Below are 26224 nucleotides of genomic sequence, written 5' to 3'. Positions count from 1 at the left end.
GGAACGAGCTGGGCGCCCAGCTGGTTCCCGCAGTGACGCAGGCGACACCGGCGACTCAGCCGAACGGCTGACCGGCCTCGCGCAGCCAGGCGCGCTCACGGGAGTGGTCCGGCATGGCGGGCCACCCGTTGATCTTCGCGATCAGCACCCAGTAGCGCTCGGCCCGCGGATCCGCGAAGTCGGAGAGCTCTCGCAACCGCTCGACGAGCCGTTCGTCGTTCGGCAGGTTCAGCGCCTCCGCCCAGTTGGCGTTCACGCGGTTCACGACCTCGCGAGCTTCCTCGGACTCCGGCGCGATGCCGGCTTCCAGTGCCGCACGGGCCTGGTCGATCGCGAAGTTGAACGCCGCCATCTGGTCACCCTGCGGCGGGCTCATGTCCTCGCCGCCACGGCGCTTTTCCTCGTGCTGCTGGGACATCCGCTTGACCGACGCGCGGAAGTCCTGGTCCTGCACGAGTTTCGCGAGCTCGACCCACGCCTCCAGCTGCTCGGTCGTCGGGTCGTCCGGCAGCTCGACCCGCACGGACCGCATGTGCTGCTCGAACTGCGGATCCAGCTCGTACGGCCCGAACACCTCCTCGAAGAAGTCGTCGAGGATGCGCTGGCGCTCCTCGTCCGTCATGCGTGCCAACTCGTTCATCAGTTCCATCTCCCCTCCCTTTGCGACCGCGCGCAAGACGGCACGGCGGAGCCGCAACGTCTTCATCTGCGCGTCGATCGCGTCTGCATGGGCCCGCGCCACGTCGGTCACCGTCACCTCGCGGGCGAGAATCCGCCCGGCGGTCGGCAGGTCGACACCCAGATCCCGCAATGTGCGGACGAGCTTGAGCTTCGCGACCGCCTCACCGTCGTACGTCCGGTAGCCGCCGACCGTTCTGGCAGTGGGCGGGATGAGGCCCTGGTCGGAGTAGAACCGGATCGTTCGGACGGTGAGGCCGGTCATCTTGGCCAGCTCGCCGATCTGGTAGCGCGTCACGGGGACAACTCTGAACCCTCCAGCGACTGGAGAGTCAAACCCGATTAACCGATCGAGTTCCAGAAACCACAGTTGTGCCTGGTCAGGGCATTGATCTGGCCGACGCGGTCCAGCGCGTACTCCTGGATGTTGCCGCTGGCGAAGCGCGCCCAGCCGGGCTTGCCGGTGCGGGCGAACGTCGTCCAGTCGCGGATCATCGTGGCCGCGAGCCGCTGCTGGGCCGGGTTGAGTTCGAAGGTCGGGATGTCGAAGAAGTAGGCGAGCTCCAACGAGTGCGCGGCGCCGGCCGGGAAGCCCTCGGGCAGGATGTCCTTGAACCACCCGACGGGCGCGGTGCGGTCGGCGAACTCGTAGCCGTACGTCGGCGTGTAGCGCGAGAGCAGCCGATCATCGGCGAGTTGGTTGCACGCCCACACGCCGTCGGTGAGCACAGCGCCGTACGCCAGCCGTGCAGACTCGCCCGCCGGGTACTCGGCAGCGATCTTGGCAGCCTTCTCCGTGCCGTACGCCTGCTCCAGCAAACCCTGGTAGTCGAACGGTTCCGGCACGGTCGCGGACGTCAGCCTGCCCTCGTCCCGGGTGTTGCCCCAGATCACCGGCACGCGGTTGAAACGTCCGGACTCGAGTGCCTCCACGGGATTCACCGGCAGCACGCTGTTGCCGGTCACGACCGGCGTGGCGCCGCGGTCGACGGCGGTGAAAGCCGTGGCGGGCAACGAACGCAGGCACGCGACGTTCCCACAACCGAGCTGAGTCGAGATCTTGCGCGCGTCGGTCGCGGCCGCATCCTTGGTGATCCACGGAGCACCGGCGGGCTTGCCGTGGATCACGCCGTTGGCACCCCACGTCGTGGAGCAGCCGCCGCTCTGCGCGATGGCCTTCTGGAACAGCCCACGCGACCGCGGCGACGTCACGTGCGCACACACGTCGAACGCACCGCCGGACTCGCCGAAAACGGTGACGTTGCGTGGATCTCCACCGAACGCGGCGGCGTTGCGCTGCACCCACCTCAGGGCCGCCTGCTGGTCCTCGATGCCGTACGCACCCGAGTCCGGCAGGTCCGGATGCCCGAAGAACCCGAAGAAGCCGAGCCGGTAGTTGATCGTCACGACCACGACATCGCCCTGCACGGCAAGGCGTCCGGTACCGAACCCGGAGCCGGACAGGTAGCTGTTGCCGCCGCCGTGGATGTACACCATGACCGGCTTGCGCCCGTGCCGCGACGGCGTGGTGACGTTGAGGTACAGGCAGTCCTCGGTGCTGCTCGGCTGGCCGGCGCCCGCTGCCTGAGCGCAGGCAGAGCCGGGCTTGGTGGCATCACGTGGCGTGGTCCACGGGGTGACGGGCCGCGGTGAACGCCACCTGAGCTCGCCCACCGGCGGCGCCGCGTACGGAATTCCTTGATAGAGCTGGTGATCAGCGAGAACGGTGCCGCGCACGGGACCGGAGTCGGTGCGCACGAGACCGGGTTCGGACGCGTGCGCCACACCCACCGGACTCGCCAGCAGGGCCGCGGCGATCAACAGAGACAGTCGCTTGTTCATACCCAGGCGTCGAACCAGGCGGCCGCGGATCGACATCGGCGGTCCCGCACATACCGCGGTTCTCGGTAGGGCACGATCACCTGCGTGGGTTGGATCACCTGGCAACACGTGGCTGCGGGGGCGCTGGCCGTGGTGTGGCTGTTGTTGCTCCTCCGGCGCATCGGCCTGCCGTCTCGCCGACAACGGCGAACCAGCAGCAACGACGCCCAGGTCCCGGTGTGGATGTCGATCGTCGGCTGGCTGCTGATCGCCGCACTCGTGGCCGCGGTGGCCGGCGGCGGACTGCTGTGGTTGCTGGGCTGGCCGAAGCTGCCGAAGCAGGCGGCGTTCAGCACGACCGAGATGCTCGACCTGCTCAAGATCGGGCTGGCCGTCGTGGCCGGGTTCGGGGGTGTGGTCGCGCTGGCGGTGAACTACCGCAAGCAGCGCGTCACCGAGGCAGCCCACGTGCACTCGCTCAACCAGGAGGAACGCGAGCGCACCAAGCTGTTCAACGAACGCTTCAAGGTCGCCACCGAGTTGCTCAACGGAGATCAGGCCGGCCTGCGCATCGCCGGGGTCGCCGCGATGGCCGGGCTCGCCGACGACTGGGAAGCCCAGCGGCAGATGTGCGTGGACACCTTGATCGACCACCTGAAACTGCCCAAGGACGACAACGACTCGGAAGTGACCAGCAAGATCTTCCGAGCGCTGCGCGAACGGCTCGGCACGCATCTGCGACCAGGCCCGTGGTCACCGCTGAACTTCGACTTCAGCGGCCTGAAATTCGACGAGGCCGACTTCAGCGAGCGCACGTTCGAAGGCGAGGTGATCTTCGATGGTGCCGAGTTCACCGGGGACCACACGTCGTTCGAACGCACGGCGTTTCACAACGTGCTGAGCTGTCACGGCACCAGGTTCATCAAGACCAACGTGAGCTTCCGCGATGCGCTCTTCAACGGAGACCCACCGGAGTTCGTTGGTTGCACGTTCGAGCGGACGAGGCTCGACCTGCGCGGTAGCGAACTGCGCAGCAGGCGGATGTACTTCTACCGCTGCACCTTCACGCTCTCCGACCTGGACGCCGAGAACATGCGCGTGGACACCGCAGCAGTGCGGATCGAGCACTCGACACTGGTCGACAGCACCCTGAACTTCACCGACGTGCTGGGCGCGACCGACGAACGCGGTTCGCTCGGCTACCTCTTCATCGAGGGGTGCGAACTGACGGGAAGCGACGTCATGTTGCTGCCTCTCGATCCCGAGCACCAGTTCGTGTGGCTGCGGGACAACACGTTCACAGGCGGAAGCGTGTACGTCTACGAGGATGCCCCGACGTGGCTGAAGATTCGTGGTGAGGAGCCCGCAAGACTCCTCACCACGTCGACCGAATCTCAGTAGGTCATCGCGATGCCGGGCTCGGCCAGCAGCGCACCGACGTCCGCCAGGAACTGCGAGCCCTGCTGGCCGTCGACCACGCGGTGGTCGAACGACAGCGCGAGCTGGCAGATCTTGCGGATCTTGATCTCGCCGTCGACCACCCACGGCATGTCGCGGATCGCGCCGAGGGCGAGGATCGCGGACTCACCGGGGTTGAGGATCGGCGTGCCGGTGTCGACGCCGAAGACACCGACGTTGGTGATCGTGATGGTGCCGTTCATCATGTCGGCAGGTGCGGTCTTGCCGTCCCTGGCGACGGTCGCGAGCTCGTCGAGGGCGACCGCCAGTTCCTTCAACGACATCCGGTCGGCGTCGCGGACCTTCGGCACCACCAGGCCGCGCGGCGTGGCGGCCGCGATGCCCAGGTGGACGTAGTCCTTGTAGACGATCTCGTTCGCCGCGCTGTCCCACGTCGCGTTGACGTCGGGCGTGCGGCGGGCGGCGAGGATGACGGCCTTGGCGCAGAACGCGAGCGGCGTCAGCTTCACGCCGCGGAACTCCGGTGCGTTCTTGAGCTTCGCGCGCAGTTCCATCATCGGCGTGACGTCGACCGTCAGGAACTCGGTGACGTGCGGCGCGGTGAACGCGCTGTCGACCATGGCCTGCGCGGTCGCCTTGCGCACGCCCTTGATCGGCACCCGGCGCTCGCGCGTGCCGTTGTCCACAAAGGACAGGGCAGACGGAGCGGCAGGTGCGGCGACGGCGCTTTCGACGTCCTCACGCGTGATCACGCCGTCGGGGCCGGAGCCCGTGAGCGCGTACAGGTCGACGCCGAGGTCCTTGGCCAGCTTGCGCACCGGCGGCTTGGCCAGCGGCACGTACCCGCCGGGCGCCTGGACCGGAGCCGGTGCGGCAGGCGCCGCAACGGGAGCAGGAGCAGGCGGAGCCACCACGGCAGCGGCCGGAGCAGCAGGAGCCGGGGTGTCCTTGCGGGCCCGGCGCTTGGCCGTACCGGACTTCGGGCCGTAGCCGACGAGCGTCGCGATGCGCCCGCCCGGCATCTCCTCGCCGATCTTGCCGGACGAGGTGCCGTTCGCCTCTGCCGCGGCAGGAGCGGGGGCAACGGGCGCGGCCGCGCCACCGGGGTCGGTGTCGATCGTGATGATCGGGACGCCGACCTCGACGGTCTGGCCGGGCTCGACGAGCAGCTCGGTCACGACACCGGCCCACGGGCACGGCAGCTCGACGGCCGCCTTGGCCGTCTCGATCTCGACGATGATCTGGTTGACCGTGACGGTGTCACCCGGCTTGACGTGCCAGGTGAGGATCTCGGCCTCGGTCAGCCCCTCTGCCGTGTCGGGCAGGGGGAATTGCTTGTACTGCGGCATTTCCGTTGTTCCCCTTACCAGGCGAGAGAGCGGTCGACGGCGTGCAGCACCCGGTCGAGATCGGGGAGGAACTCCTCCTCGAGCTTCGACGGCGGGTACGGGGTGTCGAAACCGGTCACCCGCAGCACCGGTGCCTGCAGCGAGTAGAAGCACTCCTGCTGGACCTTCGCTGCAATCTCGCTGGCGATCGAGGACTCGGACGGCGCCTCGGACACGACGACCAGCCGGCCGGTGCGGCGCACCGACTCGAACACGGGCGCGAGGTCGAGCGGCGACAGCGTGCGCAGGTCGATGACCTCCAGCGACGTGCCGTCCTCAGCAGCCGCGTTGGCGGCGTCGAGAGACGTGCGCACCATCGGGCCGTACGCGACCAACGTGGCGTCCGTGCCGGAACGCAGCACGCGCGACTCGAACAGCTTGCCGGGCTGGGCCGTGGTGTCGACCTCGCCCTTCTCGTAGTAACGGCGCTTGGGCTCGAAGAACAGCACCGGGTCGTCGCAGTCGATCGCCTGCTGGATCATCCAGTACGCGTCGGCCGGGTTCGAGCACGAGACGACCTTGAGGCCGGCGGTGTGCGCGAAGTACGACTCGGGCGACTCCGAGTGGTGCTCGACGGCACCGATGCCGCCACCGAACGGCACGCGGATCACGATGGGCATCTTGATCTTGCCCTGCGTGCGGTAGTGCAGCTTCGCGACCTGCGACACGATCTGGTCGAAGCCCGGGAAGATGAAGCCGTCGAACTGGATCTCGCACACCGGGCGGTAGCCGCGGATCGCGAGGCCCACAGCCGTGCCGATGATGCCGGACTCCGCGAGCGGCGTGTCGAGCACGCGCTGCTCACCGAAGTCCTTCTGCAGACCGTCGGTGATTCGGAAGACACCACCGAGCTTGCCGATGTCCTCGCCCATCATGATGACCTTGGGGTTGGCCTCCATGGCCGCCCGCAGGCCCATGTTGAGCGCCTTCGAGATCGTGAGCGTCTGCACCGGGGTCGCCGGGGCAGCTGCGGTCGAACGATCCATCGTCGGAGCAGCCATCAGTGCTCACCTCCAGCAAAACCCGAGACGTAGTCGAGGAACTCATCGCGCTGTGCTTCGAGGACGGGGTTCCCCTCCGCGTACACGTTGCTGAAGATCCGCTCCGCGGGCGGATCGGGCATGTTCGTGCAGAACTCCCGCAACTCCTCGCCCAGCTTGTCCGCGTCCGCCTCGACGCTGTCGAAGAACTCGTTGTCCGCCCACTGCTGGCGGACCAGGTAGACCTTGACCCGCTCGATCGGGTCCTTGAGCTTCCACATCTCCAGCTCGTCCGACAGCCGGTAGCGGGTCGGGTCGTCGGAGGTGGTGTGCGCGTCCATCCGGTAGGTGAACGCCTCGATCAGGATCGGGCCGTTGCCGTGGCGGCACTCGTTCAGCGCCCACTTCGTGACGGCCAGCGTCGCGAGGACGTCGTTGCCGTCGACCCGGATGCCGGGGAAGCCGTAGCCGCGGGCGCGCTGGTACAGCGGCAGGCGCGACTGGCGCTCGGTGGGCTCGGAGATGGCCCACTGGTTGTTCTGGCAGAAGAAGACGAGCGGCGCGTCGTAGACAGCCGCCCACACGAAGCCCTCGTGCACGTCGCCCTGGCTCGTCGCGCCATCGCCGAAGAAGCACATGGTGGCTTCGCCGTCGTCGTCGCCGACCTTGCCGTCGAACTTCTGGCCCATCGCGTACCCGGCCGCGTTGAGGACCTGGTTGCCGATGACGATCGTGTACGGGTGGAAGCGCTTCTCGACCGGGTCCCACGTGCCCTGGTCGGTGCCGCGGAAGATGCCGAGCAGCTCCGTGGGGTTGATCCCGCGGGTCCACGCGATGCCGTGCTCGCGGTAGCTCGGGAAGGCCATGTCGGTCTCGCGCATCGCGCGGCCGGCGCCGATCTGCGCGGCCTCCTGACCGAGCAGCGGCACCCAGATGCCGAGCTGGCCCTTGCGCTGCAGCGCGTTGGCCTCGCGGTCGACGCGGCGGATCAGGACCATGTCGCGGTACAGACCGCGCAGCTCCTCCGGCGTGATGTCGATGTCGAAGTCCGGGTGCGTGACCCGCTCACCTTCGGGAGTGAGGAGCTGCACCAGGTCGGCGCCACCCTCGTCTGTCGCTCGCAAGCCTGCGATCACCTGTTCCGCTGTCGGTTTTGCGGCAGTGGCGGCCGGCGCTGCGTCCGGCTCAGGGTGCGTCCATTGCTCAGGGGACGACATGCGCCTTCTCCTCTGTCTCTCCGACCGCCTGATCGCTCGTGACGACCTCGTGCGGCGACGTCGGCGGTCGCCGCCAACCCTGTGGGGCCGGAGGCAGCCGTCGACGGTGACGGTGGCTTACGACCACATCCTGACACGGCCTCACCTGTGTTGGTGAGACCCGTCCCACTTCGTAACACACAAGTCAACGTTCTGATCAGCGACAACAGTCGGAGGTTCGACTTTTTGTCCTCCGACTAGGCTGTTCGATTACCGGACGCAGCTGTCCCAGTTACCGATCGTTAACTTCGGCGGAGGTCTCCACGGACACGGTTCTGCACGCGAGCAGAGGCGGAGTCGTGACAGGATCGAGAGGTGGACCGTTCAGTTGTGACCAGCACCGTCCGGACGCTCTGGGACTCCGACATCGTCCCGAGCCTGTCTCAGCTCGTCGCCGTGCCGGCGATCTCGCCCGCGTTCGACCCGGCCTGGGAAGAACACGGCGAACTGGCCGCCGCGATCTCCCACGTGCGCGCCTGGATCGAGTCCCGCGCGCTGCCCGGCGCGGTGCTGGACGTCGTCCAACTGGCGGGACGCACGCCGCTTCTGGTGGTCGACGTCCCCGCGTTTGGTAACGCGGGCGACGACACGGTGTTGCTCTACGGACACCTCGACAAGCAGCCGCCGGTGGGTGGTTGGGGTCCTGGCCTCGGTCCGTGGACCCCCGTGCTGCGTGACGGACGTCTCTACGGGCGTGGCGCGGCGGATGACGGTTACTCCGGTTACGCCGCGATCGCCGCTCTCGAGGCCGTGCGCGCAGCAGGCGGCTCACACTCTCGTTGCGTCGTTTTGCTGGAGACCGGCGAGGAGTCGGGTTCGCCCGATCTGCCCGCGTACCTTTCGCATTTGTCCTCGCGGCTGGGCCAGGTTTCTTTGGTGGTGTGCCTGGACTCCGGTGGCTCGGACTACGACCGCATGTGGCTGACCACGTCGCTGCGCGGGTTGGTGCAGGTCACGCTGACCGTGCGCGTGCTGGAGGGTGGACTGCACTCCGGCATGTCGTCCGGCATGGTGCCGTCGTCGTTCCGCATCGCGCGGGTGCTGCTGGACCGGCTGGAGGACTCGTTGACCGGCGAGATCCTCGTGCCGGAGATGCACGTCGAGATCCCTGCCCATCGCCTGGCCGAGGTTCGTGAGGCCGTCGAGGCTGCGCCGGGTGCTCTGTGGGGTCCCGTGCCGCGTGTTGGTGACCTTCAGCCGATGTCCTCCGACGAGGTCGAGCAGGCGCTGGGCACCGGCTGGCGGCCGACGTTGTCCGTGACGGGTGCCGACGGCCTGCCGTTGCCCGACGACGCCGGCAACGTGCTGCGACCGTTCACGTCTTTGGTGCTCTCGTTCCGGTTGCCGCCCACGGCTTCGTCGGCTCGGGCCTTGGAGGCGGTTCGTGAGCGGCTGACCACGGATGTGCCCTACAACGCGACTGTCGAGCTGTCTCGGGTCGAGGCTGCTGACGGGTGGAACGCGCCGGAGCTCGCGCCGTGGCTGTCGGCGGTTTTGGACGACGCCGGCAAGGAGGTCTTCGGCGCGCCTTGGCGGACCGTGTCGCTCGGTGGGTCGATCCCGTTCATGGGGCTGCTGCACGAGGCCTACCCCGAGGCGCAGTTCCTGGTGACCGGTGCGGTTGGGCCGGACTCGAACTGCCACGTGCCGGACGAGTGGCTGCACCTGGCGCATGCGGCTCGGATCACTGAGGCGGTTGCTCTGGTGCTGGACGCTCAGGCGTCGCAGCGCTGAACTCCTCCAGCAGGGCCAGGCCTGTTGCCGGGTTGCTCCCCGCGTACCTGCGCGCTCTCGCGAGCGCGTTGACGTGCGCGGGGACGACCTCGGTCAGGTCGTTGGTGAAGTAGTCGCGTACGACGGCCAGGAACTCGATCCGTGCGGCGGCGAGGTCGCGCAGGTTCCTTGTCGCGGAGTCCTCACCGTCGTAGGCCGCCTGGATCGCCTTGCGGAAGACGCGCAGATCATCCACCGGGTCGGCGAGCACTCGCAGGAGTCCTGTCACCCCGTCGCCGCTCTCCACGGCGGTCAACGCGTCGCTGGTCGTCTTGCACACCCTGTCGAGCTCGTCGGCGGCCAGCTTCGCGGCGACGACCTCCAGCCTCGTGCCCGGTCGCTGCCGGACGATCGCGCGCGCCGATCTGGTCAGTTGGCGGGCCAGGCCGCCGGAGAAGACGTAGGCCAGCGCCACGAACGACTCCGGCAGCCCGTCCACCGACCTGCTGAGCAAAGGCCGCGCCAGGTCGAAGTCCAGGTAGTCCACGCGGACGACCTCGTCGAAGGAGCTGTCGAACACGCTGCGCAAGCCGGTGCCCGCCAGCTCGAAGTCGTGCTGGGCCTCGGTGGAGACGGACATCAGGTAGTAGCAGCCGGGCACGTCGAAGATCGCCTTGATCTCGTTCAGGAACCTGCGCGCGGGCTCACCGGCGCCGATCCGATCCATCTCGTCGATGGCGATCACGACGCGGACCGGCGCCAGCGTCTTCGCGGCGGTGCGGACGAAGTGGCGGAAGTCGTCCACCACCTCGGGGAACGTCGCCGGGCGGCCGGCCAGGCTGACGCCGCGCTTGAACGCCATCTCGACGCCGCGAAAGCCGATCTTCCCGCTCGACTCGCCGCTGTGGGTCTGCACGTAGGCGATGTCGCGCAGCCCTTGTTGAGCTGACCTGGCGAGCAGCATCGAATCGGTCGGCGACGTCCACCACCAGTCGCGCCGCCCGGCTCGCTCCACCGTGTACTCGTCGACATCGCGCAGGTGCGTCAACACCGCCTGGCAGGCACGCGCATACAGGTGCAGCACGAACTCCCTCGGCACGTAGTCGACCGGCGCCGCTACCAGGATCGTGAGGTCCGCCGGTTGGTTCGCTTTCCGGTAGGCGCCCTGGCAGAACGCTCGCAGCACGCTGGTCTTGCCCGCTCCGCGGGGTCCGGCGAGGGCGAGGCTCCCGGCGTCGAGGGTGTCGACGAGCGCGGCCAGCTCCCAGCCCGCCTGCACGGGTTGATGGCCGATCATCGAACCGCCCTTGAGCAGGCGGTGCGCATCGGTGAACGCCAACTCGTTGCCGAGCACGACCTGCCTGCTGCTCCGCTCGGCACGCATGACGGGCAGCACGCCCTCGTTGAGCACCGCCGCTCGCCACCCGGCCAGAGCCGGCTCGACCGCGGCGAGTTTGGCCATGGCTCTCCTGGACGGCAGGACGGTCCGCAGCGCCGGCCGCATTTCGTGGGCCAGGCCCAGGGCGATCGCCAGGGCGAAGATCTGCTTCTTGACGGACTCGGGCCCATCCAGGCCGGCCTCCATGAAGTAGTAGGTACCGGCGGCGCAGCTGACGAGAGCCCACCAGCGCGCGATCACCTTTCCGCCGTAACCTGCGGACGCCAACGCCATCGCGGCGAGCGAGATGCCGAGCACCAGCGGTACGAGGCGCCAGTCACCGGCGAGCACAGGACTCCGCTCCCAGATCACGCCCACGGCCGCCCAGGACAACGCGGGTATCACCACGACGAAACCCCACCGCCAGAACACGGCCCGGCGAGCAGCCCACTCGACGGTGGCGGCCTTGGTGGCGGACCGGCGGGCGGCGACGTAGTTGTCGTGCTGGGCCGACGCGGACGCCATGATCAGCGGTTTGGCCACCCGCAGCACGCGAATCTCGCCCTCGTCGGGGGCATGCTCCTCTGACGCGGCCTTCACCGCCCACTCGAAGACGTCGTCCTCGCTGTCGTCGCGCGCCACACCGACGCGTGACCTTCTGGGCGAGCGCGATTGTGCGTTGCTCGGTGGTCCGCCGTTGTTGTCGCGCGCCATCCCAGCATGCTGGCGTCATTCGGGTGCGATCGAAAATGGGCCGTTCAGGTCACGCTCAGCCGAGCTTTTAGTGAGGAATAACTCAGACAAGACGTGGGCCCGACCAGCCGTCTGACCTGGTGTCTCACACTGGGGCGATGGGCGAACATGCGGAACGGGCGCGTCTCGCGGAGTCGGAGACACCGACTTCGCCGTGGCGGCTGTGGGGGCCGTACCTCTCGGGTCGCCAGTGGGGCACCGTGAGAGAGGACTACTCACCGGAGGGCGACGCGTGGGCGTCGTTTCCCTTCGATCACGCTCGTGCGCGCGCTTACCGGTGGGGTGAGGACGGCATCGCGGGGATTTGCGATGTGCACGGGTTCCTCAACCTCGCTGTCGCCCTGTGGAACGGCAAGGATCCGATCCTCAAGGAGCGGTACTTCGGCCTCACCAACGACGAGGGCAACCACGGTGAGGACGTCAAGGAGCACTGGTGGGTGACGGACGGGACGCCCACGCACTCGTGGATGCAGGTGGTCTACCGGTATCCGCAGAAGGAGTTCCCGTACGGGCAGCTCAGGGAGATGGCGCGGAACGCCGGCCGGGAGAACCGGGAGCCTGAGCTCGCCGACACCGGGGTGTTGGACGAGAACCGGTTCTTCGACGTCCAGGTCACCTACGCGAAGGCTGACACTGACGACATCTGCATCGAGATCAAGGCGACCAACCACGGGCCCGAGGACGCGCCGCTGCATCTGTTGCCGCAGCTCTGGTTTCGCAACACGTGGGCCTGGGGGCGGGACCAGCGGCCGTGCCAGCTCGTCGCGAGCACGACGGCCGGGCGCAAGGTCACCGCTGACCACGGCAACCTCGGCCGGTACACGCTGCACCTGGACGACTCGCCGTCGATGCTCATGACGGACAACGAGAGCAACGAGATGTCGCTCTTCGGGGCTGAGCGGAATCCGAGTCCGTGGACCAAGGACGGCATCTGCAACTACGTCGTGCACGGGAGCACCAGCACGTGTCAGGTGGTCGGGCCGGACGACGCCGGGGCGGCCGGGACGAAGTTCGCGGCCTGGTACTCGTTCGACCCCGTGGAGCCGGGCGAGACGGTGACGGTTCGGCTGCGGCTGATTGGCGGCGACGGGCATCTGGACCCTTTTGGGCCGAGCTTCGAAGAGACGCTCCAAGCGAGAAAGCTCGAGGCCGACGAGTTTCACGACGCCATCGCGCCCGGCACGAACGCGGAGGAGAAGCACGTGCTGCGGCGCGCGCTGGCCGGGTTGATGTGGACCAAGCAGCACTACCGGTTCCGGACGCGCGACTGGCTCGACGGCGACCCGACCAAGCCCGAAGCTCCCAGTTCGAGACGTACGCCCGAGGCGCGCAACGTGCACTGGCGGCACCTCGACGTCGCCGACGTGATCTCCATGCCGGACGAGTGGGAGTACCCGTGGTTCGCGGCGTGGGACCTCGCGTTCCACACGATTCCGTTCACGTTGGTCGACCCGGCGTTCGCGAAGGAGCAGCTGCTGCTGTTCTGCCGTGAGTGGATGATGCACCCGAACGGCCAGATTCCCGCGTACGAGTGGGAGTTCGGCGACGTCAACCCGCCGGTGCACGCGTGGGCCGCGTTGCAGGTGTACCGGGCGGACGGCAGCAAGGACCGGCAGTTCCTCGCCAAGATCTTCCACAAGCTGCTGCTCAACTTCTCGTGGTGGGTGAACCGCAAGGACGCGGACGGCAGCTACCTGTTCGAGGGCGGGTTCCTCGGCATGGACAACATCGGGCCGGTCAACCGGTCGGAGCCGATGCTGGGCGAGTGGCGGCTCGAGCAGTCGGACGCGACCTCGTGGATGGCCGCCTACAGCCTGCACCTCATGCAGATCGCGCTGGAGCTGGCGCGCGATGACGAGTCCTATGAGGACGTTGCGACGAAGTTCGTCGAGCACTTCCTGTCGATCGCGGAGGCGTTCACGCACTTCGGGTCGTCGGGCAGCGGCATCTGGCACGACGAGGACGGGTTCTGCTACGACCGGGTCTCGCGCCGACACCCGGACGGCAGCGTCGAGTCCGAGCCGGTGCGCGTGCGGTCGATGGTCGGGTTGATCCCGCTGCTCGCGAGTGCCGTGCTCGAACCGTGGGTGCTCGAAGAGCTGCACGGGTTCACCAGCCGGTTGGAGCACCTGCTCAAGCGCCGGCCGGAGCTGCGGCAGTTCATCACGTTCCACTACGAGCGCGGCGCGTTCGTGTCGTTGCTGGACGAGCACAAGCTGCGGCGCGTGCTGCACCGGATGCTCGACGAGCACGAGTTCCTGTCGCCGCACGGCATCCGCAGCCTCAGCGCGGCTCACCGCGAGGGCCTCGAGGTCAAGGTCGCCGGCCAGGACCACCGGATGGGCTACGAGCCGGGCGAGTCCAACACGCCGATGTTCGGCGGCAACTCGAACTGGCGCGGCCCGATCTGGCTGCCCACCAACGCGCTCCTGGTCGAGGCGCTCAGGACGGTCTGCGCGTTCCACGACGGCGCGTTCCAGGTCGAGATGCCGACGCACTCCGGCCGCCGGCTCACCGCAGGCCAGGTGGCAGACGAGCTGAGCGATCGGCTGATCGGGTTGTTCCTGCCCGACCACGACGGACGCAGACCGTCGGACGGCAAGCGCATCGAGGCGTCGGAGTCACCGCTTTGGCGCAAGCACGTCACGTTCAGCGAGTACTTCGACGGCGACACGGGCGAGGGTCTCGGCGCGACCCACCAGACCGGCTGGACGGCGCTGGTGGCGGGCCTGTTGACCGATCGTTCCCGGTGAACGGCCCGTTCCGTGATCAAATTCTGATCAAGACTCGCTGCGAATCGTCACCATTCGGGTGCAATACGTGCAGACGTTGTGTGATCTAGGCCAATTCGCGCAATGATTTGCGTCCGGAGGCCCGAATTCACACAAAATTGTTGCGTTGAAGTGGCCTGTAACACGCACGTGCTGTCCACCACGTCACCCGAGTGGCAGGATCCCGTTCACTCGTCCGCAACAGTTACGAGGAGTGACGCAGTGGCTGGTCGAACCAGGCAGTTGATGGCCATGATCCCGGCATTGGGGCTGGCCGTGATGGCAGCTTCAGGCTGCGCGACTCCCGTGAACCAGGGTTCTGGCAACTCGGGCGTGCAGCTGGTGCAGAGCGGCAAGCTCGTCACCTGCACGCACCTGTCGTACAAGCCCTTCCAGTTCAGCGAGGGCGACAAGACGGTCGGCTTCGACGTCGACCTGGTCGACCTGATCGCCAAGGACCTCGGGGTCACGCAGCAGATCTTCGACACGCCGTTCGAGACGATCACGTCCGGCACGTCGTTCAACGCGAACCAGTGCGACCTGGCCGCGGCCGGTATGACGATCACCGACGAGCGCAAGCAGGCGATCGACTTCTCCGACCCGTACTTCAACGCCGAGCAGGCGCTGCTGGTCAAGAAGGGCTCCGGCCTCAAGTCCCTCGCGGACCTCAAGGGCAAGAAGCTCGGCGTCCAGCAGGACACCACGGGTGAGAAGTACGCGAACGACAACGCGGCCGCCAACGGCTACACCGTCGTGCAGTTCGAGGACCTGCCGCTGTCCGAGACGGCCGTCCGCACCGGCGCCGTCGACGCGGTGATCAACGACAACGGCGTGCTCTACGACTACGCCAAGGAGTTCCCGGACACCGAGGTCACCACGGAGTTCCCCACCAACGAGAAGTACGGCATCGGCGTCAAGAAGGGCAACACCGCCCTGCTGACGAAGATCAACGACGTGCTCAAGAAGGCCAAGGACAACGGCGAGTACGACAAGATCTACGAGAAGTGGTTCGGCAAGAAGCCGACGTCCAAGTAGTCGCTTCTCCGGGGCCGGTGCAGCTAGCGCCGGCCCCGCCGCTTGTCCGAACCACTTTTGCTAGGAGCCGCAATGGCTATGTCGAAGCGCCAGCGCGCGCAGTACATCCGCTTCGCGCAATACGGCGTGCTCATCGTCGTGATCCTCCTGGTCGCCTTCCTCGCGGACTGGGGCCAGATCAGGCGAGCGTTCTTCAACACGGAGATCGCGGCCTCGATGTTCCCCAACGTGATCACGGTCGCGTTGAAGAACACCATCATCTACACCGCGCTCGGCTTCGGGTTCGGCCTCGCGCTCGGCCTCGTGCTCGCGCTGATGAAGCTGTCGTCGGTCGGCCCGTACCGCTGGATCGCGACCGTCTACATCGAGTTCTTCCGCGGTGTGCCCGCGCTGCTGGTCTTCATCGGCATCTACTACGGCGTGCCGATCGCGTTCCAGCTGCAGTTCCCGCCGCTGACCACGGTCATGCTGGCGCTCGGTGGAGTCGGCGCCGCCTACATGGCCGAGACCATCCGCGCCGGCATCCAGGCCGTGCCGAAGGGGCAGGTCGAGGCCGCGCGATCGCTCGGCATGTCGCAGGGCCGCGCCATGATCACGATCGTGATCCCGCAGGCGTTCCGGATCATCCTGCCGCCGCTCACGAACGAGCTGATCCTGCTGACCAAGGACTCCTCGCTCATCTACATCCTCGGCCTGTTCCGCGAGCAGTACGAGCTCACCAAGTTCGGCCGCGAGACGCTGAGCCGCAGCCCCTCGCTCACGCCGATCCTCATCGCCGGCCTCTGTTATCTGATCATCACACTGCCGCTCGGATACCTGTCGCGGTACCTGGAGAAGCGCACGGGCGGGAAGAAGGTGTCCGTCGTATGAGCGACATCTGCGTCGAGATCACCGGGCTGAAGAAGTCGTTCGGCCCGCTGGAAGTTCTCAAGAACATCGACCTGACCGTCAACCGCGGAGACGTGGTCTGCATCATCGGGCCGTCCGGCTCCGGCAAGTCGACGTTGCTGCGGTGCGTGAACGTGCTGGAGGAGCCGAACGGCGGCAAGATCGTCGTCAACGGCACCGAGCTGACCGATCCCGACGTCGACATCGACCGGGCTCGGACGAAGATCGGCATGGTCTTCCAGGGCTTCAACCTGTTCTCGCACCTCAACGTGCTGAACAACCTCATGGTCGCGCAGCGCAAGGTGCTCAGGCGCTCGGAGAGCGAGGCCCGCGAGGTCGCGCTGCGCAACCTCGACCGCGTGGGCCTGCGCGACAAGGTCGCCTCGATGCCGGCGCAGCTCTCCGGTGGTCAGCAGCAGCGTGCGGCGATCGCCCGCGCGCTGTCGATGGACCCCGAGGTGATGCTGTTCGACGAGCCGACCTCGGCGCTCGACCCGGAGCTCGTCGGTGACGTGCTCGGCGTGATGCGTCAACTGGCCGACGAGGGCATGACAATGCTGGTCGTGACGCACGAGATGCAGTTCGCCCGCGAGGTCGCCGACAAGGTGATCTTCATGGACGGCGGCTACATCGTCGAGGAGGGCCCGGCTGCCGACGTGATCGGCAACCCGCAGGAGGAACGCACCCAGTCGTTCCTGGCCCGCGTGCTCGACCCGACGCACCACGGGCCGAAAGACCCGGAGTAGCCCAGGTGGCCAGGGGGAAGGTCGCCGCGGCGGACGTGCTGCGGGGGCTGTTGGGGGAGAACGACAACTCAAGTGGTGGCGGGTGGCGGTTGCCGCGGCGCAAGCCGAGCACCCCACCCGTCATCCGCGTGGTGGACCGCGTGGTCACCGACGTGCTCGACCTGCGCGCGGTCGAGGTGCCCTACGTGCTCGAGTTCGAGCGCTGCCAGTTCGAGTCGGCGCCGGACCTGCGGCAGGCGAACCTCGCCGGCATCTCGTTCCACGACTGCGACCTGCCGGGGCTGGAAGCGCGCAACCTCAGCAGCAGCAACGACGTCTCGCTGCTGGGCTGCCGCATCTCCGACCTGGTCGACCTGACCGACGCCGAGATCGCGGGCTCACTCCTGTTGCGGGACAGCAGGTTCAGCGTCCCCGGCGGGTTGTGCGTGCACGGCGACCGGCTGACCGTCGCCGGCGCGTTGCTCGGGTTCGGCATCCACACCGAGGGCGAGATGCGGCTCGCGGGTGCCCGCATCGGCGGCAACGTCAACCTCGGCAGCGCGGTGCTGGAGAACGCCAACGGCCTCACGTTGAACGGCAACGGCATGCAGGTCGGCGGCAACCTGCTCGGCGCGTTCACCTCGCACGGCGTGGTGTTCCTGGCCAACGCGCGGATCAGCTCGACGTTGTCGTTGAGCCGCGCGATGCTCTCGCGCGGATCTGAGTTCGTCGACACGACCGACCCGCACGCCGACCCGTCCGCGACGCTGATCCTCGACCGCGTCGACGTCTCCGGCGACCTGGAGCTGGACCGCGGCTTCACCAGCGCGGGCACGGTTCGTGCGGTGAACGCCCGCGTCGGCGGCACGTTGTCGCTGGCAGACGCCGTGCTGGACGCCGTGTCGCCGCCGTCGGTGGGCAACGATCCGACCGGATCGGGCCGGGCGTTGCACGTCGACGGCGCGGAGATCGGCGGCGACATCGTCGGACGCGGCGTGCAGATCAAGGGCCAGCTGCGCATGGTCGACACGCACGTGCGCGGCAGCATCACCATCGAACGGGCCACTGTGGACAATCCGGCCGCGGACGCCCTGCTGACCAACCGCTCGCAGATCGGCAGCAACTTCGTGGTGCGCGAGTCGGAGATCGCCGGCGGGCTGGAGCTGCGCGGCATCACCGTCGGCGCGAACCTCGACCTGCGCGGCAGCCGCCTGATCAAGCCGGGCAAGTACCGGCACCAGCCGCGCGAGAAGCCGTCGCTCGACATCGGCGGCGCCACGATCGGCCGCGACCTCATCTGCGCGCGTGGCGAGAAGGAGTTCGTCGCGCACGGCGGCGTGCGGTGCCGGCGCGCGACCATCGGCCGCATGGCCAACTTCAACGGCGCGGTGCTCGGCTACAAGCTCGACAGCCACGCGTTGAACGCCATGGGCATGCAGGTCCAGGAGCTGATGCTCAACGTGGTGTCGCCGCCGAAGGGCCTGGTGACGCTGCGGCAGGCGCGCTGCACGTCGTTGGACGACAACGAGAACTTCTGGAACGCCACGGGGTTCATCGACCTCGACGACTTCCGCTACGACTCGCTCGCCTACCCGATCGACCTGCGCGACGACGCCCAGGTCCAGCAACGCCTGCGCTGGCTGCGGCACGCGATGCGGCGCAGCTACCGGCCGCGGCCGTACGACCAGTTCGCCGAGATGCTGTCCGCCGCCGGCAACGAGGAGCACGCCTCGACCGTGCTGATCGAGAAGCAGCGGTTGCGGTACCGCGCGGTCGCCGAGGGCATGCGGTTCTTCGGTCCGTTGGTGCTGGTGTGGAGCTTCCTGCAGCGTTCGATGGTCGGTTACGGCTACCGGCCCGCCCGCGCGTTGGGATGGCTGATCACGGCGTGGGCGGTGGGCAGCATGTGGTTCCAGTTCAAGGGGCCGCTGGAGGTGATCAACGCCGATGACCGCCTGCCGTGGAACGCGTGGCTGTACACGATCGACCTGGTCGTGCCGATCGTCGACTTCGGCAACAAGAACCGCTGGCAGACGCCCGGGGCGTCGCAGTACATCGCGTCGGGGTTGATCGTGACGGGCTGGATCCTGGCCACCACCGTGGCTGCCGGTATTACGCGGATGCTCAAGAGATAAGGCCACCATCGGGGTATTTCCCCTGCTCGTGAACGATGGTGCGATCGTTCGGTGATCTCCGCCGAGTCCACCGAGCTCTTCGTCGGGCCTCGGACCGCACTGCTGCAGGTGGTGCGGGTGACCTCGCCTACGTTGGCCGGACCGGTGCACGCGCACGTCTCCGGGCCCGGTCTGCACTCGGCGCGGCACGGCGGATCGGCGGCGGCGGGTCCGTTCGGCTACGAGGTCGCGGTCGACGTTTCTGAGCACTCCCCCGGTGCCGTCGTGCCTGCTCAGGCCGTGGTGAGGTCTGCTCTTGGCGAGGAATCCTGCTCGTTCTCGCTGGTCGTGGGCACTCCGGGGTGGACGGTGCACCTCGTCGGGCACGTCGCGGGGGATGCGCCGTTCGACGTGTTGCGGGCGCATCTGGACCTGGCGCTGACCGATCCCGCGTACCGGTTCGCGGTGACTTCGGTCGAGTTGCTGCAGCCGTACTGGGACACGTTTCCGCAGCACCGGTCGTTGCTGCTGCGGCTGATCTCCGAGGGACGGGTGGAGGTCGTCGGGTCCGAGTCCAATGTGGTGGGTGTGGCGCCGTTGCTCGCTTCGCTGCCTGCTGGGGTGGCGTTGGCCGCCTCTTCACTGGGTGAGGCCGAGCGGGAGGTCTACTCGTCGTTCCTGGCGCTTCGGTCTGCTGCACACTCGCCGCACGTGCTGCTGCCGGTCGGGCCGCCGCGGTCGTTGCCTTCGCCGTGGATGACGGCGATCCACCACGACTGGAGCGCGCGCTACACATGGCCGCGGATCATCTGCTCGTTGCCGCGCGACTACTACGTGCGCGGGTCCGTGCCGGTGCCGCCTGCTCCGCTCGACGACTCACCTGCGGCGGTGTTGGCCTCGCACGCCGCTCGGCTGACCGGGGCGGCATATCCGGCTGCTGCACTTGCCCGTGCTGCGGTGGCTCATCCTCGGGAGGCCTTCGACCTGCAGTCGGACGTCATCGATCGGTCACTGGCGGCGTTGACGTCCACTGTGGACTCTTCTGTTGTCGTCTGGAACGCGTCGAGCGTGCCGTGCACTGATGTCGTGTCCGTGCATCTGCCTTTGGCGCGCAACGTGCATGTTGCGTACGACGGCGAGGCTTTGCCGACGTTGGTCGACGGGAACACGGTGACGTTCCTGGCGCGCGATGTGCCGGCTGTCGGGTGGCGGACCTACTCGTTGGTCGACGACGACGTGGATCACGGGTGGAAGCGCGGCTACGGCAACGAGATCGCCTCCACTCACTACGTCCTGACGTACGACCCGATCGCTTCCCTGGTCGCTGTCGACGGACCGGCGTTGGAGGCTCCTCGGCTGACCGGCCCGGTGACCGTCTGGCACAGCGAGGTCGGCGAGAGGATGGTCGGGTCGTCGACGTTCACGTTGTGGCACGAGGTCGACCACCTGGGGCCGTCGCAGCTGGTGGGCGTGCTGGGGTCGCGTTCGCCCTCGTGCGGCTCACTACCTGCCGTGGCTTCTCGGCTGTCGGCCGCCGGGCCGCCGCTCGGGCCGACCGAGCCTGCCGTCACGCCGGTGTTCGCGCGGTACTGGCTGCACGAGCCCGCGCCGTTGGGCGGGCTGGCGGCGAACGTGCGGCTGGAGGTGCTCAGCCCGACGCGGCTGCGGGTGGTCGCGGTGTCGGACGGCCCGGCGTTCGACGGCGTCGTCCGGCTGGTGCTGCCGGAGGGGTGGTCGGCCTCGTGGGAGTCGTTGCCGGTGTCGCTGCCCGCCGGCGGGTACGTGGCGGCCGAGGTGCGGGTGCAGGGGCCGCGGACGCCCGGCTGTTATCCGGTGCGGGCGGTGCTGGAGGGGCTGCCGTTCGAGGTCTACGACGTGGTGCTGCTGACCGTGCCGGAGTGGGACTTCGAGGATCCCGTCGAGGTGCTGTGGGTGGCTTCAGCGCCTGCGGTCGTGTCGGTTTCCGCTGGCTCCTCTGCGGTGCTGCGGGTGGTGCTGGCGTCTGCGCTGGGCGGGGATCTGCCGGTGCAGGCTCGGGTGTTGTCGCCGCGCGAGTCGTGGGAGTTGGTCGGGCCGTTCTGCGTCGGCGGCGTGTTGCCTGCTCACGGGCGGTTGGCGCTCGACTTCACGGTCTCGGCGCCTTCGTGGGTGTCGGCCGGGTCGTGGTCGGCGGTCGTCCGGGTGGCCGCCGGTGAGCTGGTGCGGACCACCTCCGCGATCCGCCTCGAAATCACTTCCGGGTGAGCCGACAAGATCCCTAGGATCCGGCCGATGTCTGCGGAGTTGGTGCGGTTCGCGCTCGAGTGCGCGGCGCCGCAGCGGGAGGAAGCATTGCTCGCGCTGGTCGAGGCCGGTTCGAGCGAGGTCATCAAGGTCTGCGGCCGGTTGTTCCGGGACGACGACGGACTGGCTGGCCGGCTGCTGGCGCGCCTGACCGACGACACGACCGCGGAGTCGCTGATCGAGGACCTGCGGACCGGCGGCGTGCCCGGCGTGCCGTGGATCATCGCGGCGGAGGCGGTGGCGGAACACGGCGCACTCGCCGTGCCCGCGCTGGTCGCCGCACTGGAGTCGTTCCCGCTGCCCGCGCAGCAGACGGACCACTGGATGCGGCACGAGTCAGCCAAGTACCACCTGATGCACGCGCTCAAGAAGATCGGGCCCGCCGCTTCGGCCGCCGTCCCGGTGCTGGAGTCGATCAGCACCGACGACGAGGCGTACCGCGACACCAGGTGGCAGGCGGCGGAGGCGCTCGACGCGATCAACCACGGTTAACATGGATCACCGTGACTGATCTGGTGCTGGCACTGGACTTCGGCGGCACCAAGATCGCTGCCGCGCTGGTGGACCCCTCTGGCTCTGTGGTGCGGTCGTCGCGGGTGCCCACTCCCGCCGTCGATCCGTGGGACGCGGTCGTGTCCGTGGTGTCGTCGGTGGTCCGCGGTGACGCTGTCGCCGGCGTCGGAATCGCTTCTGCCGGGCCGGTGGACACGGTTCTCGGCACCGTTTCGCCGATCAACGTGCCCTCCTGGCAGGCGTTCCCGCTGCGGTCGGCGGTGTCGTCGCTGTTCCCGGGGGTGCGGGTCGAGCTGGCCGGTGACGGCGTGTGCATGGCGCTGGGCGAGCACTGGCGCGGGGCCGGGCAGGGCAGCACGTTCATGGTCGGGCTGGTCGTGTCCACCGGGGTCGGCGGCGGGCTGGTGCTGGACGGGCGGCCGTTCGGCGGGCGGACCGGGAACGCCGGGCACATCGGTCACATCGTCGTGGAACCCGATGGCGCGCCGTGCACGTGCGGCGGGCGCGGGTGCGTCGAGACGGTGGCTGCCGGGCCTCGGATGGTGGCGTGGGCTCGTCGGGCCGGGTGGCAGGCTCCGGACGACGCGGATGCGGCTGTGCTGGCTGCTGCGGCGCTGGCCGGCGACGAGATTCCGCTGGAGGCGTTCGACCGGGCTGGTCAGGCTGTCGGGATGGCGATTGCCGGGGCTGCTGCGGTGTGCGACCTGGAGCTCGCGGTCATCGGGGGTGGGGTGGCTCAGGCCGGGGAGCTGCTGTTCGAGCCGGTGCGGCGGGCGTTGAAGACCCATGCCGGGTTGTCGTACCTGGACGGGCTGGAGGTTCGGGCGGCGAAGCTGGGCGGGGAGGCCGGGCTGGTGGGGGCTGCGGCCCTGGTGCGTCAGACCGCCTGACGGGTGTGGCGGAGCGGCGACTCCACCCGTCCGACCGCGACGCCTGCCGACTCCAACGCCGCCCGGACCGTGCGAGCGATCTCCACGGCGTTCGGGGTGTCCCCGTGCACGCAGATCGAGTCGGCCGCGATGCGCACCGGCCGTCCGCTGACGCTGCGGACCCAGCCCTCGGTCGCCAGCTGCACGCAACGGGCGGCGATCTCCGCCGGGTCGCGCAACACCGCGCCTGGTTCGCCGCGCGGGACCAGAGTGCCCGCTGACGTGTAGGCGCGGTCGGCGAACGCCTCGTGCCACACGCGCAGGCCGGCCACCGAGGCGCGCTTCAGCCACACGGCGCCTGGCGGACCCAGCACGGCGAGCGTTGGGTCGAACAAGCGGACTCCGTCGACCACGGCGTCGGCTTGGGCCTCGTGGCGGACCAGGGCGTTGTAGAGGGCGCCGTGCGGCTTCACGTAGGACACCCGTGTGCCGGCGGCACGCGCGAAGGCCGATAGCGCGCCTAGTTGGGCCAGGACTTCGTTGGTCAGCGTGTCCGGGGCGACGTCGATGAACCGGCGGCCGAAGCCTGCCAGGTCGCGGTAGCCGACGTGGGCTCCGACGGCTACGCCTGCTTCGGCGGCGAGGGTGCACGCTTCGCGCATCGTGTCGGCGTCGCCCGCGTGATACCCGCACGCGACGTTTGCGCTGGTCACGATGGACATCAGGGCACGGTCGTCGCCCAGGGTCCAGTGGCCGAAGCCCTCGCCGAGGTCTGCGTTCAGGTCCATGCCGTCCTCCTCCGCGCACCAGCCTTGTTGGATCGTAGGATTGTTGAACGATTTGACGATACTGCAATAGAACGATCCTGCAAATAGACTTGGCAGGTGACCGAGACGTGGGTGTCGACGCTGGCGCAGGGCAAGGCCGAGTTGGAGCGCGCGAGCACCGCGCAGAAGGTCGCGGACATGCTGCGCGAACGGGTGCTCGACGGTGAGCTCGCGCCGGGTCTGCGCCTCAGCGAAGAAGCCATCGGCGGCGCGCTCGGGGTCAGTCGCAACACGTTGCGCGAAGCGTTCCGGCTGCTCACCCGCGACCGGTTGCTGGTGCACGAGCACAGCCGCGGGGTGTTCGTCCGCAGCCCGACCGGCGACGACGTGCGCGACCTCTACGCCGCGCGCCGGGTGATCGAGTGCGGTGCGCTGGCGAAGTGGCCCGACGTCGACGACGTCCGGCGCAACGCGGTTCGGATGCCGATCGAGGAGGCGACCGCGCACGGGACCAGGAAGGACTGGGCGAAGGTCGGCGCGGCCAACATCCGATTCCACCGCGGGATCGTCGGGCTGGCCGGGAGCCATCGGCTGAGCGAGGAGTCCGACCGGCTGTTCGCCGAGCTCATGCTCGCGTTCCGGGTGGTCAGCGACCCCGAGCGGCTGCACATGTCGTACCTGCCGCTCAACCGGGAGATCGTCGAGCTGCTGAACTCCGGTGACGTCGGCGGAGCGATCGGCAAGCTGCGGGCGTACTTCGACCTCGCCGAGGCGGACCTCGTCGAGCAGCTGGCGCAGGCCCAGGCAGGGTTGGCGCCGCAGCAGTCCTAAGGGAGTGTTAAGCGGCGTGCAACGATTCCGATCTCGGAGCTGACGGCACGTGTCATCAGGCCTAACATCCGCGCAACACCGCGTACACGGAGGGCCCACCATGCCGTCGGATCCCAAGACCGGCTTGCGCTGGAGCAACTGGAACCTGCTGCTGATAGTTCCGCTGCTCATGCTCATCACGCCGTGGTTCAACTTCGACCAGCCCCGGCTGTTCGGGATGCCGTTCTTCTACTGGTACCAGTTCGCGTTCGTGCCGCTCGGCGTGTTATGCGTGGCCCTGGTCTACATCAAGACCAAGGACCAGCCGGTCGTCACCGGTAAGCCGGACAAGCTGGGCGTCGACGACCTGGACGAGGGAGCGAACTGATGCAGTGGACCGAGCTGATCGTTTTCAGCGTCCTCTTCCTGCTCGTCACGGTCATGGGCTTCGTGGCCGCGCGGTGGCAGAAGGGTGAGACCCTCGAGCACCTCGACGAGTGGGGGCTGGGCGGCCGCAAGTTCGGCAGCTGGATCACGTGGTTCCTGGTCGGCGGCGACCTCTACACCGCGTACACCTTCGTGGCGGTGCCGGCGCTGATGTTCGGCGCGGGAGCGACTGGCTTTTTCGCGTTGCCGTACACGGTGATCCTGTACCCGATCGTGTTCCTGCCGCTGGTGCGCATGTGGTCGGTGAGCCGCGTGCACGGCTACGTCACGCCGGCGGACTTCGTGAAGGGCCGCTACGGCTCGCACTGGCTGGCCTTGCTGATCGCCGTCACCGGCATCTTCGCCACCATGCCGTACATCGCCCTGCAGCTGGTCGGCCTCGAAGCCGTGCTGCGCAGCATGGGCCTGAACGGCAGCGGCGTCCTCGGGCACGCCCCGCTGTTCGTCGCGTTCGTGATCCTCGCGGTCTACACGTACCAGTCCGGCCTGCGAGCGCCCGCACTGATCGCGTTCGTCAAGGACATCCTGATCTACCTGGTGATCCTGGTGGCGATCGTGTACCTGCCGTCCAAGTTCGGCGGCTGGGGCGAGATCTTCAACGACGCCGACGCCAAGTTCAAGGCGACCCCGGCGCCGGGCGACGGCATCCTGCTCAACGCCAACAACCAGCTGCAGTACGCGACGCTGGCACTCGGCTCCGCCCTCGCGCTCTTCATCTACCCGCACTCGCTGACCGGCATCCTGGCCAGCCGCGGCCGCAACGTGATCAAGCGCAACATGGTCGCGTTGCCGGCGTACTCGCTGGTCCTGGGCCTGCTGGCGCTGCTCGGCTACGTCGCGATCAGCGCGGGCACCAAGCCGATCGTCAACCAGGCGACGGGCCGGCCCGACACGAACACGATCGTGCCGGAGCTCTTCGGCGCGAACTTCCCGTCGTGGTTCGCGGGCATCGCGTTCGCGGCCATCGGCATCGGCGCGCTGGTGCCCGCGGCGATCATGTCGATCGCTGCAGCGAACCTGTGGACGCGCAACGTCTACAAGGAGTACATCCACAAGCGCGCCACCCCGGCGCAGGAGGCCAAGCAGGCCAAGCTCGCCTCGCTGGTCGTGAAGTTCGGCGCGGTCGCGTTCATCGTGTTCATCGACCCGCAGTTCTCGATCGACCTGCAGCTGATCGGCGGCGTGATCATCCTGCAGACGCTGCCCGCCGTCGCCATCGCGCTCTACACCCGCTGGTTCCACGTGTGGGGACTGGTCTCGGGCTGGGTCGCGGGCATGGCCTACGGCATGTACCTGCTGTACCTGATCCCCAGCGCCGACGGTTCTCGCAAGCACTTCGGCAGTTCCGCGCTGGCACTGGAGAAGCTGTCGATCTTCGGCTGGAACCCGTTCGAGGGGTCGAAGATGGCGATCTACGTCGGCATTCCCGCGCTGACGATGAACCTGCTGGTCGCGGTGGTCGTGACGCTGATCGCCAAGAAGATGCGCGTCTTCAACGGCACTGACCAGACCGATCCGTCCGACTACCACGTCGACGAGGACAGCCCGCGGGTCAAGCCCGTCGCGGCCCACTGAGACGCAGCAGTTAACGACATGGGCCACCCGTCGGTTTCGGC

General features: G+C 68.2%; 20 protein-coding genes. 13 read left to right on the top strand and 7 right to left on the bottom strand.

What is annotated here, in order from left to right:
• Positions 1 to 55: 55 nt before the first annotated feature.
• Both DI276_RS46885 and DI276_RS46880 read right to left on the bottom strand, forming a co-directional pair.
• On the bottom strand, positions 56 to 976 hold the full coding sequence (locus tag DI276_RS46885) for a helix-turn-helix domain-containing protein (RefSeq protein ID WP_112276474.1): 921 nt from the start codon (positions 974 to 976) through the stop codon (positions 56 to 58).
• Positions 977 to 1020: 44 nt separating this feature from the next.
• Positions 1021 to 2520, bottom strand: coding sequence for a carboxylesterase/lipase family protein (locus DI276_RS46880; protein ID WP_112276472.1), 1500 nt, complete (start codon positions 2518 to 2520; stop codon positions 1021 to 1023).
• 84 nt (positions 2521 to 2604) lie between these two features.
• Here DI276_RS46880 and DI276_RS46875 point away from each other — a divergent pair, with 84 nt between their 5' ends.
• Entirely contained in the window at positions 2605 to 3900 is a 1296-nt protein-coding gene (locus DI276_RS46875; protein ID WP_112276469.1) for a pentapeptide repeat-containing protein, read from the top strand.
• On the opposite strand, the gene DI276_RS46870 is transcribed toward DI276_RS46875, so the two are convergent.
• Genes DI276_RS46870 through pdhA form a run of 3 tightly spaced genes read right to left on the bottom strand, consistent with a single transcriptional unit; the run spans position 3894 to position 7503 of the window.
• Positions 3894 to 5267 carry a dihydrolipoamide acetyltransferase family protein gene (locus DI276_RS46870; RefSeq protein ID WP_112276467.1) on the bottom strand — a complete coding sequence of 458 codons (1374 nt, stop codon included), beginning with the start codon at positions 5265 to 5267 and terminating at the stop codon, positions 3894 to 3896. The two genes, DI276_RS46875 and DI276_RS46870, sit on opposite strands and share 7 nt — an antisense overlap.
• 14 nt (positions 5268 to 5281) lie before the next feature.
• Positions 5282 to 6307, bottom strand: coding sequence for an alpha-ketoacid dehydrogenase subunit beta (locus DI276_RS46865; RefSeq protein WP_030465748.1), 1026 nt, complete (start codon positions 6305 to 6307; stop codon positions 5282 to 5284).
• A complete protein-coding gene (gene pdhA, locus DI276_RS46860; protein WP_112276465.1) occupies positions 6307 to 7503 on the bottom strand; it encodes a pyruvate dehydrogenase (acetyl-transferring) E1 component subunit alpha in 1197 nt (398 codons plus the stop codon). Before pdhA ends, DI276_RS46865 begins: the two co-directional genes overlap by 1 nt.
• Positions 7504 to 7857: 354 nt before the next feature.
• On the opposite strand from pdhA, the gene DI276_RS46855 reads away from it, so the two are divergent.
• Positions 7858 to 9276 (top strand): M20/M25/M40 family metallo-hydrolase, encoded by a 1419-nt coding sequence (locus tag DI276_RS46855; protein WP_112276462.1) that lies wholly within the window; start codon positions 7858 to 7860, stop codon positions 9274 to 9276.
• Here the strand turns inward: DI276_RS46855 and DI276_RS46850 are convergent.
• Positions 9227 to 11347 carry a hypothetical protein gene (locus tag DI276_RS46850; RefSeq protein WP_157985379.1) on the bottom strand — a complete coding sequence of 707 codons (2121 nt, stop codon included), beginning with the start codon at positions 11345 to 11347 and terminating at the stop codon, positions 9227 to 9229. The two genes, DI276_RS46855 and DI276_RS46850, sit on opposite strands and share 50 nt — an antisense overlap.
• 137 nt (positions 11348 to 11484) lie before the next feature.
• On the opposite strand from DI276_RS46850, the gene DI276_RS46845 reads away from it, so the two are divergent.
• The 8 genes from DI276_RS46845 (at position 11485) to DI276_RS46810 (ending at position 22605) form a co-directional block, all read left to right on the top strand.
• The gene (locus tag DI276_RS46845; protein WP_112276458.1) at positions 11485 to 14139 is read left to right on the top strand and encodes an MGH1-like glycoside hydrolase domain-containing protein; all 2655 of its coding nucleotides are present in this window, start codon (positions 11485 to 11487) and stop codon (positions 14137 to 14139) included.
• A 240-nt stretch (positions 14140 to 14379) separates the two neighbouring features.
• Positions 14380 to 15192, top strand: a complete 813-nt coding sequence (locus DI276_RS46840) for a basic amino acid ABC transporter substrate-binding protein (protein WP_112276456.1) — start codon at positions 14380 to 14382, stop codon at positions 15190 to 15192.
• Between the two features lie 72 nt (positions 15193 to 15264).
• Positions 15265 to 16062 (top strand): amino acid ABC transporter permease, encoded by a 798-nt coding sequence (locus DI276_RS46835; RefSeq protein WP_112276454.1) that lies wholly within the window; start codon positions 15265 to 15267, stop codon positions 16060 to 16062.
• Positions 16059 to 16826 (top strand): amino acid ABC transporter ATP-binding protein, encoded by a 768-nt coding sequence (locus DI276_RS46830; RefSeq protein WP_112276452.1) that lies wholly within the window; start codon positions 16059 to 16061, stop codon positions 16824 to 16826. Before DI276_RS46835 ends, DI276_RS46830 begins: the two co-directional genes overlap by 4 nt.
• Positions 16827 to 16831: 5 nt before the next feature.
• Positions 16832 to 18940: a hypothetical protein gene (locus DI276_RS46825; RefSeq protein ID WP_112276450.1), complete on the top strand. Its 2109-nt coding sequence runs from the start codon at positions 16832 to 16834 to the stop codon at positions 18938 to 18940.
• Between the two features lie 51 nt (positions 18941 to 18991).
• Complete coding sequence (locus DI276_RS46820) at positions 18992 to 21163, top strand: NEW3 domain-containing protein (RefSeq protein WP_112276448.1); 2172 nt, start codon at positions 18992 to 18994, stop codon at positions 21161 to 21163.
• A gap of 27 nt (positions 21164 to 21190) precedes the next feature.
• Complete coding sequence (locus DI276_RS46815) at positions 21191 to 21694, top strand: hypothetical protein (protein WP_112276446.1); 504 nt, start codon at positions 21191 to 21193, stop codon at positions 21692 to 21694.
• A gap of 11 nt (positions 21695 to 21705) precedes the next feature.
• Entirely contained in the window at positions 21706 to 22605 is a 900-nt protein-coding gene (locus DI276_RS46810; protein WP_112276444.1) for an ROK family protein, read from the top strand.
• Here the strand turns inward: DI276_RS46810 and DI276_RS46805 are convergent.
• The gene (locus tag DI276_RS46805; protein ID WP_112276442.1) at positions 22593 to 23372 is read right to left on the bottom strand and encodes a LamB/YcsF family protein; all 780 of its coding nucleotides are present in this window, start codon (positions 23370 to 23372) and stop codon (positions 22593 to 22595) included. The two genes, DI276_RS46810 and DI276_RS46805, sit on opposite strands and share 13 nt — an antisense overlap.
• A gap of 96 nt (positions 23373 to 23468) precedes the next feature.
• On the opposite strand from DI276_RS46805, the gene DI276_RS46800 reads away from it, so the two are divergent.
• The 3 genes from DI276_RS46800 (at position 23469) to mctP (ending at position 26183) form a co-directional block, all read left to right on the top strand.
• Positions 23469 to 24182: a GntR family transcriptional regulator gene (locus DI276_RS46800; protein ID WP_112276440.1), complete on the top strand. Its 714-nt coding sequence runs from the start codon at positions 23469 to 23471 to the stop codon at positions 24180 to 24182.
• A 100-nt stretch (positions 24183 to 24282) separates the two neighbouring features.
• On the top strand, positions 24283 to 24549 hold the full coding sequence (locus DI276_RS46795; RefSeq protein ID WP_112276438.1) for a DUF3311 domain-containing protein: 267 nt from the start codon (positions 24283 to 24285) through the stop codon (positions 24547 to 24549).
• Positions 24549 to 26183 carry a monocarboxylate uptake permease MctP gene (gene mctP, locus DI276_RS46790; RefSeq protein WP_112276436.1) on the top strand — a complete coding sequence of 545 codons (1635 nt, stop codon included), beginning with the start codon at positions 24549 to 24551 and terminating at the stop codon, positions 26181 to 26183. The genes DI276_RS46795 and mctP overlap by 1 nt, the downstream gene beginning before the upstream one ends.
• Positions 26184 to 26224: the final 41 nt, after the last annotated feature.

Origin of the sequence: Lentzea terrae (genome assembly GCF_003265345.1) — a bacterium.
GTDB lineage: Bacteria > Actinomycetota > Actinomycetes > Mycobacteriales > Pseudonocardiaceae > Lentzea > Lentzea terrae.
This window is presented reverse-complemented; position numbering and strand designations above follow the sequence as displayed.